This window comes from Maritimimonas sp. 2405UD52-3 (assembly GCF_056591715.1).
In genome coordinates this window covers 598553-610914 of sequence record NZ_JBWQOL010000001.1, presented here as the reverse complement: position 1 = coordinate 610914, position 12362 = coordinate 598553, and the positions used below count along the sequence as shown (strand labels likewise).

Below are 12362 nucleotides of genomic sequence, written 5' to 3'. Positions count from 1 at the left end.
TTCTTAACATTCCGTGTTTCCCCCATTTTCCCATAACTCAACTGTACGTTTAATAAATTCTTCTAAGCCACTCTCTGATATATTTGCCGTCTTTTTAATTCTAATACATCCTTTACCTAAATTGAAATTATGGAGTAATTCTCTGGCGTTTTGGACTTTGTTTATGTTTCCAACATATAGACTCACATAATCTTGCTGCGCATTAAGATGAAAAACACTTTTATCTCCATCTGAATAAGAGAGCATCTTATATTCAATTCCTTCCTTTAAGTAAGGGGCTATTTTTTTTATAATCTCTCTAACTTCAGTAAGTTTTATCTTACGCCAATCCTTTTTTAATGTATCAAAATACTCAGATGAACTATTAACATTATATTGCATAATTCTCTATTTTCAATTCTCACATTATTCTGCTTTAATATAATTTGCATCTCCGAATTTGGAATATTGTCCATTTCTTAATACAAAATCTTCTACAGTAAAATTTTCATTATTTAGCGTATAGACTGTCTTACCCTGTTCTAATTTTTCATTACCCCAAAAGACGGTCATGGTATTTTCTTCTAATACCAATTTTAGGGGTAACATGATACCACGAGAATCAAACCAATAGCCTTTACTTATTCTTAGATCATAGTATCCATGAGCATTCATTAGCTGTTCTTTCCCATTTCTATCTTTAAATCTATTTTGAAAGTTCATTTTCAAGAATTTACCATCTAAGACTTTTTCCCACTGCATTGAAAACTGGGCTTTATTTTTCATTAGGGTTCCGGTTCCTTTCCAGACGCCAAGTATTTTTTTTATAACTTTTCGTTTTTGATTAATTGCTAGAGTATCAACAATAAAATCTTTATTCGAAAGCTCAGGATTTAGATGTACTTTCTCTATAGTATATTGGATCCATAAAGCATTGTTTTTGTAAAGGTCAAGTTTCATTGGAAATAGCACATTATTTACCTTTTGGTATGACCCTAGAATACTCTTGAATAATGTTCCTTCATGTTTCTTCTCCTTAGAATACTCCTCAATAATTTCAAGCAGGTTGCTTGCCTTGTTTATATAATACCATTGCACATCTTTTTGTGATTTTTTTAAGGCGAATTTCCAATATGGTTTTTCGCTTATTAGGGTATCATTTAGTTGCTCTAATTGATAATTTTTTTCCTTATAAAAAATAAGTTCGTCGTAAAAATCTGGTTCTTCTCTCATTTCAACCTGCATATCCTTAGGCATTGACCTTACAATTTCATTCTCTAAAATACTGCCACTATTACCATTGTAGATTAAACTTCTTTTCATATTTGGAAAGTTGAATACAATTCTATACTTATCTGGTTTCAACATATAGTGCTGCACCTTCGCACTTCTTGAACCTGATGTACCCGTCATATCTAGCATAAATGAACGAATCTTGGTCCAATTGTCTCTACCGCCAATTTTATTGACATACGACGCTATTATAGCATCCGAAGTTGATTGTGCAACGGTAAATACTGGCAATAAAAGAAATAGAATAATAGAATTTCTCATGAAAGTTATTTTTGAATACCGGCTAATGCTCTTATTTTAATATTGACATCCTTTCCTATAAAGAGCGATCCGTTATCCATGATCTTATTAAATTTTATTCCATAATCGGTTCTATCTATTGTAAAGTCAGCTTTAATACCGATAGTAGTATTTTTTGTTGGATCTTGAAAAGGCCCCATAACAATTATTGGAAATGATACCTCATTCGTTATTCCACGAATGGTGAGCTCTCCTTCCATGATAAATTTCTCACGATTCTTCGACACCTTGGTAGATTTAAATTTGATATCGGGGTATGCCTCTGTATCTAACCAAATTTTATCATTTAAATGACTATCTCTTAATCTATGACCTGTATCCAGGCTTTTCGCTTTGATGATCATGTCCACTTTTAAAGAAGAGATATCGTTTCTATTCATGATAATATCTCCTTCGAATTCTTTAAACTGACCTATTACTTCACCAACCATAAAGCGTTCTACCCCAAATTGAATAAAAGTATGTCCTTTATCAATTTCATAGATGCTTTTATCTGAGCTAAAATTCAAGAAAAGAGCTGTTAGAAAAAAAAATGCCATCATATATTTTGCAGTTCTCATAAGTAAAATTTTTGCGTTTGGTTAAAAATATTTTATAACCAGTGATAATGCCTTAAGATTTTCTTAAATGATTTGAAGAACATATAGTATGATTTGAATGAATTAAAAAATGCATTAACCTATTCAATAAATAGAATCAAGCAATTTCTTTATATATAAAAAAAGCCAGAATTATTATTCTGGCTTCTAGTAAACATGAAAATTACTTCAATTTTACTCGTTGCAAAGATTCAGACCGATCACACCATTAGCTGGTGCTGATTCTTCTCCAACTAGGTTACCACTTGGGGCGGTAATTGTAAATGACACTTCTTCATTAAATCCACCTGCTGTATAAGTGAATTCCAAAGATTCTGTGCCATCTGGCACATTTACTATCTGCGAGCCACTAGACCCACCATCTAAGGTATAATCAGTACTTACTCCGTCAATCGTCACCGTAATGAATCCTCCATTCCAACCATCGCCAAAACTATCCCTCAAGTCTATTACCCAATCTCCTGTTGGTGGCGGTGGAAAACAAAGTACACTCGATGTGTAACTAAATGGTGAACTAAAAAAAGAACCTCCGGTTACAGTACCTGAAGCATCATTTGTAAAGATTCGACCATCGGTTAACACTAATTCTATCCTAAACGTAAACGTATCTCCCCCATCTAAATTATCTATGTCTACTTCAGTAAAACTTAAGGCATCAGCAAAACTCATAGTTAGATTAGCACTAGGAAAACCATTTGGCCCAATCTCTGAAAAACCACTAGCAGGCACTGTCTTTACGGGTCCTACTTCATTCGTTGAATAATCAACGGCATCATCTTCAACAGTCAGATCATTAAATTGGGCGAAAATTCGAACTTCAGAAACAAGGTTTTCATTTTGAGGGCCTTGAGCTTCAACAGTCACAAACCACAATGATGAAGTATCAAATAAATTAAAGCTCGTATTTGTATTTTCAGTCAATACAGTTCTTAAAATAACACCTCTATCAACGTTGTCAAGAAGGAGCGAAATAGTTTTATCATCTTCACTACATGAAGAGATCGTCAAGCAGCTGATAACAAGTAAAAATAAAAATTTAATTTTTTTCATGATTCTTAATTTGATTTATTAATTAGCTACCGGAGCACTGGGGTTCGTATCCCAAAACACAGGAACAGTTTGATCAGGTTTTTGTGTAATATTGGAATTAGTATTTACCGCGTTCGAAGGATAAAAAAGAGAACGGATAAAAACGCCAGGATTTGGGTCTAAACTAGGCTGTAATGTTGTTGGAAACCCAGTTCTTCTATAGAAATTATAAGACTCAACACCATTGGCGTATGCGGTAATGAATAGTTGCTCTCCTAAGATATCCCATTTACCAGTATCATTAGCAGCGTCAAAGGCAGCATCAACTCCATTTAAATAGGTAGTAACATCATCCGTCGATGGTTCAAATGAAAGATCAGCACCAGAATCTACAGCTGCAAACGTTTGTACCTTTGCAATTTGTTTGGTAATACCTGCAATCATAAAATCTTTAGCGTCGGCTGTATTTCCAGCCACCATTGCTAATTCAGCTTGCATAAAATCTACCCAAGCAGCAGTTAAGATAGGCGTGATACCAGCGCCAGCGCCGCCGGCTCCTACAGTTATACCTGCAAAGGAATCATCATCAAATTTACCACCGGCGGGATACACACCGAATGTTGTCCTTAATAGCCCGTCAGGTGGAGTACCATCATCATCATGATGGTCTCTTCCCCAATATCCGTTTGACAACCAACAAAATGTAAACCCTCCATCTATATAGTGTTGAGGTGGTGTCTGTAAAGAACATTGTAGTGTTTCTTCATCAGGGGCCGCCTCAGCTCCTGGGGTTGCAGCATTTTGCCTGTAGAAATAATATCGAATTCTAGGATCGTCAGTTGTATCCATCAAATTCATTAACCAATTAGCCATATAATCAGTAGCACCAGTAGTTAGATAATTAATACCATAACGAGGGTGTCTTGTATCTGGTGCTGATGGACTACTTGCAGGCCATTTGTATTCAAAATCATCTGCTGAGTCTTGAATATAATTGCCCGAATCTAAAATTACTTGAATACTTGTTATTGCCATTGGATCTACCAACCTTCTTTGATTGTATAAACGCATCTTTAACGTATTGGCTGCATTTATCCATTTATCATAATCGTTACCATAGAAAAAATCGACTGCCGGTTCTGTAACAGGTGTAGTTTCAAAATTTGCTATAGCTACATCTAATAAAGTCAAAGCTGCATCATAAATTGATGCTCCATCATCTAATTTAGGATTTAGGTTCTCCCCTCCAAAAGTAGCTTCTGTATATGGAATATCTCCGTAAAAATCTACCATTGCTGTAATCAAATAAGCCTCGATAAATTGTGCAATTCCAATATGGTGTGTTTGATCAGCAGCTTCAGCTAGGGGAATCATAGATCTAATATCACTGAGTACACCTAAATATACATTAGTCCATTCGTCGTCACTATCACTACCTTGATAATTAGTACTATATTGCTTACTTGCTCTTAATGTAACTAACCTTGTTAGTTGCATACCAAATAAGGATAAGCCATCACCATTTGTTCTACCACCACTTTCCCAATTATCACTATTATCAAAATCTGCATCACCCTCTAATTGTCTTACAAAATCTTCTTGAATAGAATTTAAAAAGAAGTCAACGTTGGCCTGATTTGGAGTTAAAAAGTTTGGGTTCTCAGTAAGATCTAACTCAGTAGTCTCACAAGATGAAAATACCAAAGCAAACCCAAATACAATTGATGTAATATATTTATTTATATTTTTCATTGTTCTTTTATTTTTTCGTTAAAATGTTGCCTTTACGCTCATACCATATCTTCTGGAACTAGGTCCATTTATAAAATCAAAGCCAAAACCATTACCTACTCCGGTGCCTGAAGTATTAGGGTCAAAATTTGGGCTTTTTGGAGTATTGATTGCGTCAAACCATAAATTGTTTCCCGAAATTGTAAACGTTAAAGAACCAAAAGGAGTTCTATCTAAAAACTTATTAGGCATCTTATAAGAAAGTGAAGCTTCTTGTAAGCGTATTACAGTAGCATCATAAACTTGTAATTCACTTGGGCCGTTCAAAACATTACTAAAATAAAAGTCTGAGTTGTTTATTTGTACCGTATTAGGGTTGCCATTTACATCTACCCCGGGAATGATGTAAGTGTTTTCTCTATCAACAGTTTCTTGTGCTAATCCTCTACCTAAGAGTGTAGCAATTGTTGAAGAGTATATGTCACCGCCTTGTGTATAATTCCATTGAAAACCTAGTGTGAAATTTTTGTAAGAAATAGTGTTCCTAACATTCATTACCCAATCCGGATTGGGATCACCAATAATACCATCATTAGGGTCCTGAACATAAAATCCATCTGATCCAATCACAGGATTTCCGTTGGTATCTCTTTGAATTTGACCTCCAAAGATTACACCTAACGGTTCACCTTCAATAGCTGCATTACCAAGATTACTGAAACCAGAATATACTACCAAATCTGTATCTAAACCAAGATCTATTACTTCAGATTTGTAAGTTGTAAAGTTTATATTAGTATTCCAATTTAGACTATTATTATTGCTTTTAATCCAATTAATACCTAAATCAATTTCTAAGCCTTTAGTCTCTGTTTCTCCAATATTAGTTCTAATTGAAGAGAATCCTGTAGCCGGGTCTAAAGGTCTATTAATTATTAAATCTTCTGTAGATCTTAAATAAGCTGAAAGATCTAAGGTTATTTTATTTTTCCATAATCTCGCCTCAATACCCGCTTCAATTTCAGTGAGTAATTCTGGTTTTAAATCCGGATTACCCAAAATTGAACCTGTTGTATTAGATACCACATTTGAGGTAGAGCTATCTTGGCTATCTTGAGTATCTAAGAATAATGTATTTGCTATTGGGAATCCGAGATCACCAAAATTTGCTGAGGTGCCATAACCTGCTCTTAATTTGATATAGTTTACATTTTCACTTCTAAGTCCTTCTAGAGCTTGCGTAGGTATAAATGAAATACTTGCACTTGGATAGAAGATAGATCGATTATCTTTTGAAAAATTAGACACCCAATCATTTCTTCCCGATAATGTTAAGAATAAATAATTTTTGAGGTCCAATTCAGCCTGTGCATATAAACCCACAATATTTCTTTCAAAGAAAGATTGAATTTCGTTTTGATTTGCAAAATTGAAGTGGCGTAATACTCCAAACACTTGTTGACCATCGCTAGCAACACCATTCTGATCAAACACTTCTCTTCTAGTTGTTGCTCCTAAATTGAAAGTTACACCGATATTATCAATTATCTCATAATTTCCTGTAAGAGTCAAGTTGTGATCCCAAATGGTATTCTTATTATTCCAAGTCTCATAAAATCCAGAATCTGACCTCACAAAACCTGTAATACCCCCTCTATTCTGGAAGTTTGTATTATTCTCATTATATACATCAACTCCAGCCCTATATAATAAATTCAGTTTATCACTTAACTCATACTGTAATGCAACATTGCCAAATACACGATTTGTTTCTTGGCTTGACTCTGCATTATTTAATGTCCACAATGGATGTTGAATACTATTATTTTGACGATAGTAAACACTTTGACCAGTTAATGGGTTTTGAAAAGGTAAACCTAAAACATCTACGCTACGCGGAGTAAACCAAAGATGTCCAAAAATTGAAGACCCTGTTCCTGTTGAACCATCCCCTTGACTTAGGGCTACGGGAGGTGACACAAAATCGGTGAGTGCAAAATTTAAAGTACCACTAACAGTGAACTTATTTGATAATTTAGCACGCCCACCAATGCCCAATGTATTTCTTCTTAACTTATTATTAGGTGTAAAACCTTGATCGTCTAGATAACCATAATTTACATTATAAGATACATTACCATCATTCGAAGCACCACGAATATTGAAGGAAACGTTTGCAGCTGTACCCGTATTAAAAAAATCTTCAACACTATTATAGGGCCGCCACTCATACAATTCATTCGCAAATTCAGGAAAAGCTGCAGGAATACCTGTTGAGGCATTTGCTGTAGAAAAAGGATGCTGAAGAAACCCAGGAGTACCTGAATCAACACCGTTAATAGCATCTTGATTACCCCAACCTGCAGCACCCTCTTCTCGAAATGCCGGCCCCCAGTTGCTAAAAAACCATCCGAAATTCTGATCAAACCCATTACCATATTCGTCTTGATAATCTGGTAAAGATGCTATTTCATTAAAGAAAAAAGAAGAAGTTATGGTAATTTCGGTCTTCTTCTTCACATTACCAGATGCCCCAGCTTTGGTAGTAATTAAAATGACCCCATTTCTACCTGCAGACCCATATAATGTTGCAGCGGCTAACCCCTTCAATACACTAACGCTTTCAATTGAATTTGGGTCAAGGTCTAAAAATCTACTTGAGCCATTATTACCATTAATGAAATCTTGTCTGTCACCACCTCTACCAGCAGAGTTAGTATCTGTACTAAATGGCACACCATCAACAATAAATAATGCCTGATTACTAGAGCTAAAAGAATTTTGCCCTCTAATTACAATATTCGTACCTGAACCTGAAAGCCCACTTTGCTGTATTATCTGTACACCAGCTGATTTACCATTTAACACCCGAGCGACATCCCCCTCTGCTCTTTGCTCAAGTTGATCTGATTTCACTTCGGTCACGGCATATCCTAAAGATTTTTTCGCTCTTTTAATACCCTGGGCCGTTACAACCACTTCATCAAGTACATTGCCAGATTCTAAAACAACATTAATTGTATTAGATGACCCTACGACCTGTTCCTGAGTAGTCATTCCGACAAAACTAAACACCAGTATATCACCTTCGTTAGCAATAATAGAATACTTACCGTCAAAATTTGTTTCAGTTCCAGAAGTAGTTCCTTTAATCACAATACTGACCCCAGGTAAAGGACCGGAATTATCTGTAACAATACCCCTGATAGCTTTTTCCTGCGCAAACGATTCAAAAAATGACATGAAAACCATTAGAATCGTTATAGTTGCACTTATTCGCTTCATAAATAAATATTTAAATTAGTTTATAGTATGGAGCTAAAGTATCAAGCTTTTAAGGTCAATTATTTAAGTGTGAAGCGACTTGCTTTTTTCATGATGTAAAAACATTAATTTTTGATATTAAAAATTCATTTTAGACATATCATTAACTATCCTACTCTTTTAAAAACAAAAAGTTTTAAAGAATTAGAATATAAAGAACTAAAAATGTATTTTTTTGAATTGAAATATATTTATATTGAATTAAAATGTTAAAATTTTGATTTAAATATTTAACACTCAAAATAAGTTTCATTTGAAAATAACGATATTTCAAATCTTTAATAAACTGCTTTAGAATGTTATGAAAATTTCAACACTAATAATTGATGATGAATCTTTAGCAAGACAGCGGATAAAAAATTTGTTGCAAGAAGTGCATGAAATTGATGTTATCGATGAATGCCAAAATGGGAAACAAGCTGTATCAACAATTAATTCTGTTAATCCACAATTAATATTTCTCGATATTCAAATGAAAGATATGACTGGGTTTAATGTTTTAGAAAAAATTTCTGTAAAGGAAAAACCAGTTATAATATTTGTTACAGCCTTTGATGAGTATGCACTAAAAGCTTTTGATTTTTTTGCTTTTGATTACTTATTAAAACCATATAAAGATGATCGTTTCTATTCATCAACTAATAAGGCTATTGAAATAATAAAAAAGAAACATTCTTATAGTTTTGAAAATAAATTGAAAGAACTAATGGATTTTATTAGAAATCCTAAAGAAAGAAATGAACCAAATAGTGAAAGATTACCAATTAAACTAGGTAATAAAGTTTCATTTATTGATACTAAACATATTAAATATATACTAGCTTCAGGCTACTATGCTGAAATTTATACTAATAGTAAAAAACATTTGCTGCGTGAACCCCTACGCAATCTTATCGAAGGGTTAAATCCAAATAATTTTATTAGAATTCATAGGTCAACTATTATAAATATCAAAGAAGTAAATGAAGTGATTAGCTCAAATTATGGTGAATTAGATGTGAAAATGAATGATAATGAGCAATTTAGAATAAGTAAAAGTTATAAAAAAGACTTTCTAAATAAAATGGGTATCTAAAATGAAAAAGTATTTAGATTTCAAATTGTTGAAAATTCTTGGTCTTGTTTATGCTTTAATATCTTTAATCTCCTTCTGTAAAAATTGTTACTTAAAAATAAATGGATATAGATTTCAAAACTGGAATTGGGATAAACTAATTATTAATGCACATGTATATGACTGGATTTATGTGATGGCATTTATAACATTAATTGCAATCTCAACTAAACTTATGATTTCTAAAAAGATTCGATGGTCTTATATCATGCTGATTCATTTCTTTCTATCTTTCTTTATTGGAATTTTTGTTTTTGCGTTATCGACAATAACTGGCATTTTAATTGGGACTGTTAAATTAAATTCAATTAGCTTTGATTTTAATTTAACAAGATATTTCTCCGTACTTGATTTAAATTTTTTAGTCTATTTATCTTTAGTAAGTGTCATTTATGCCTATTATTACTTTAATGAAAAAATGCAATTTGAAACTCAAAAATTACAGCTAGAAAATCAGCTGAGTAATGTTAAGATGAGTGCATTAAAATCTCAATTGCAACCACATTTTTTATTTAATACTCTTAATGGAATCCATGCTTTAATTAATATTGATAAAAATAAATCTCAAGAAATGTTAGTTGATTTAAGTGACCTTTTAAGAGAAATTATTGACCTTAAGGATGAGAATTTAATTGAATTGCAAGATGAAGTAGCATTCCTCAAAAAATATCTAAGAATTAAGAAAACTCGGTTTTCCGATGATTTAAAAATTGATATTAGTGTTCAGTCAAACCTAGAAAATGTTTTGGTGCCTAGTATGCTTTTACAGCCAATTGTGGAAAATTCCATTAAGCATGGATACTCAAAAGAAAATATAAAACTTGAGGTTTCAATAAAAGTTTTAAAGAAAAAAAAGAAAATAATATTTATTGTAGAAAATAACGGTAAAAAATTAGTAAAACCTTCTAGTTCAGTTAAAAAAAATGGTATGGGAATATTAAACACCATTGAGCGTTTAAAAACTTTATATAAAGATGATTTTAAATTTGACATTTATAACTCAGAATTTGGAGTTACTACAAAAATCGTAATTCCATATCAGCCCGCAGAATTTGAACTAGTAAGAAAATAAAGCTTAATTACTCAATATCTCCCTCATAAAATCATCTAATTCTACCATTTGGACATGCCCTTTCTTTTTACCCCATCTTCCAAAAAGATAAAATAGTATCCATAATATAGGCATGGCAATTGTAAGTGTTAGTGATAAAGAATAGTCTTTCTCTAAGCTCCAATCTGTATAGAGCATAGTAATAAAAATTGCAAAGGCCAGTGCAACACCAAAATGAATAAACATAAAGAGTGTCCACAATTGTGGCTTAGGGCCAAACAAACCTTTTATGGTAGAGGTTTTATCTTTCTGTTCTTCCACTTCTAACTGTAATTGTGGTGACCATAAATGTTCATCAGTTTTAGATACATCAATAACTATATGATCTCCAACCACCTTTCCTCTTAAATCACTTTCACCTTTATCAAATGCCTGCTTAAATCTATTTAGCACATCTTCTTTTTCTTCATTATGAGAAAATGAAAATCGTGGTTTTAGCACAATTCTATTTAGTTTACTTTCAAATGAAGAATCCATAATACTCAATCTTATTCGGCAGATTAAATGTATAAATAATCTTGTTAATGCGTTATCTTTGCAGCCTGTAATAAATTTTCATGGGAAACATCGTTGCCATAGTAGGAAGACCTAATGTAGGTAAGTCCACCTTTTTTAACCGATTGATTCAGCGTCGTGAAGCAATTGTTGACGCCGTAAGTGGTGTTACGCGTGATCGTCATTATGGTAAATCTGAATGGAATGGCAAAGAGTTTACACTTATTGACACTGGTGGTTATGTACGAGGTTCAGAAGATATTTTTGAAGCCGAAATTGACAAACAAGTGGAGCTCGCTATAGATGAAGCCGATGCTATTATTTTTATGGTGGATGTAGAAGCAGGAGTTACTGGAATGGATGAAGATGTGGCAAACCTCCTCAGAAAAGTAGACAAACCCGTTTTTTTAGCAATCAATAAAGTAGATAATAGCAAGCGCAATGATGATGCGGTGGAATTCTATTCTTTGGGGTTAGGTGAATATTATACTATTGCCAGTATCAACGGAAGTGGTACAGGTGAATTGCTAGATGCCTTAGTTGAAGCTTTGCCTGAAAAAGAAGATGAAATTCAAGATGACCTTCCTCGATTTGCAGTTGTAGGTAGACCCAATGCAGGAAAGTCTTCATTCATCAATGCCTTAATTGGTGAGGATCGTTACATAGTAACTGACATCGCTGGTACTACCCGTGATGCAATTGACACCAAATACAACCGTTTTGGATTTGAATTTAATTTGGTAGATACTGCTGGAATCCGGCGCAAATCTAAAGTAAAAGAAGATTTAGAGTTCTATTCTGTAATGCGCTCAGTACGTGCCATAGAATATTGCGATGTGGCTATTTTGGTATTAGATGCTACTCGTGGGTTTGAAGGGCAAGATCAAAATATCTTTTGGTTAGCCGAAAAAAATAAGAAGGGTGTTGTTATTCTGGTTAATAAATGGGATTTAGTAGAGAAAGACAATCACACTGCCAAAGACTTTGAAGCAAAGATCAGAAAAGAAATAGCACCCTTTACTGATGTACCCATCCTATTTATCTCTGCATTAACAAAACAGCGCATTTTTAAAGCCATTGAAACTGCTGTTGAAGTTCATAAAAATAGAACGAACAGAATCTCTACAAGTAAATTAAATGATACTATGTTAGAGATCATCAAACAAAATCCTCCACCTTCTTCTAAAGGTAAATACATCAAAATAAAATTCTGCACGCAATTACCAACCCCCACACCACAATTTGCATTTTTTGCAAACCTACCCCAATATGTAAAAGATTCATACAAACGATTTATTGAAAATAAACTACGTGAACACTTTAATTTCAATGGTGTACCCATCGTCATCTATTTCAGAAAAAAATAATACTTTGTGTGAATTCTAAA

At 33.3% G+C, this 12362-nt stretch carries 10 protein-coding genes; 3 read left to right on the top strand and 7 right to left on the bottom strand.

Going from position 1 to position 12362, the window contains the following annotated elements; all coding sequences use genetic code 11:
* Positions 1-3: 3 nt before the first annotated feature.
* The 6 genes from AC1EU5_RS02805 to AC1EU5_RS02780 all read right to left on the bottom strand — a co-directional run bounded on the left by AC1EU5_RS02805 (position 4) and on the right by AC1EU5_RS02780 (position 8216).
* Positions 4-381, bottom strand: coding sequence for an iron chaperone (locus tag AC1EU5_RS02805; protein WP_480190828.1), 378 nt, complete (start codon positions 379-381; stop codon positions 4-6).
* Positions 382-405: 24 nt separating this feature from the next.
* Positions 406-1533 (bottom strand): hypothetical protein, encoded by a 1128-nt coding sequence (locus AC1EU5_RS02800; protein ID WP_480190827.1) that lies wholly within the window; start codon positions 1531-1533, stop codon positions 406-408.
* Between the two features lie 5 nt (positions 1534-1538).
* Positions 1539-2132 (bottom strand): YceI family protein, encoded by a 594-nt coding sequence (locus AC1EU5_RS02795; protein WP_480190826.1) that lies wholly within the window; start codon positions 2130-2132, stop codon positions 1539-1541.
* A gap of 213 nt (positions 2133-2345) precedes the next feature.
* Entirely contained in the window at positions 2346-3221 is an 876-nt protein-coding gene (locus AC1EU5_RS02790) for a hypothetical protein (protein ID WP_480190825.1), read from the bottom strand.
* A gap of 18 nt (positions 3222-3239) precedes the next feature.
* Positions 3240-4952 (bottom strand): SusD/RagB family nutrient-binding outer membrane lipoprotein, encoded by a 1713-nt coding sequence (locus AC1EU5_RS02785; RefSeq protein WP_480190824.1) that lies wholly within the window; start codon positions 4950-4952, stop codon positions 3240-3242.
* Positions 4953-4970: 18 nt separating this feature from the next.
* Positions 4971-8216 carry a SusC/RagA family TonB-linked outer membrane protein gene (locus AC1EU5_RS02780; RefSeq protein ID WP_480190823.1) on the bottom strand — a complete coding sequence of 1082 codons (3246 nt, stop codon included), beginning with the start codon at positions 8214-8216 and terminating at the stop codon, positions 4971-4973.
* 340 nt (positions 8217-8556) lie between these two features.
* Between AC1EU5_RS02780 and AC1EU5_RS02775 the strand changes: the two genes are divergently transcribed.
* Positions 8557-9330, top strand: a complete 774-nt coding sequence (locus AC1EU5_RS02775; protein ID WP_480190822.1) for a LytR/AlgR family response regulator transcription factor — start codon at positions 8557-8559, stop codon at positions 9328-9330.
* Position 9331: 1 nt separating this feature from the next.
* Positions 9332-10441, top strand: coding sequence for a sensor histidine kinase (locus tag AC1EU5_RS02770; RefSeq protein ID WP_480190821.1), 1110 nt, complete (start codon positions 9332-9334; stop codon positions 10439-10441).
* A gap of 3 nt (positions 10442-10444) precedes the next feature.
* Here the strand turns inward: AC1EU5_RS02770 and AC1EU5_RS02765 are convergent, their stop codons facing one another.
* The gene (locus AC1EU5_RS02765; protein WP_480190820.1) at positions 10445-10957 is read right to left on the bottom strand and encodes a GTP-binding protein; all 513 of its coding nucleotides are present in this window, start codon (positions 10955-10957) and stop codon (positions 10445-10447) included.
* Positions 10958-11037: 80 nt separating this feature from the next.
* Between AC1EU5_RS02765 and der the strand changes: the two genes are divergently transcribed.
* Entirely contained in the window at positions 11038-12342 is a 1305-nt protein-coding gene (gene der / locus AC1EU5_RS02760; protein ID WP_480190819.1) for a ribosome biogenesis GTPase Der, read from the top strand.
* Positions 12343-12362: the final 20 nt, after the last annotated feature.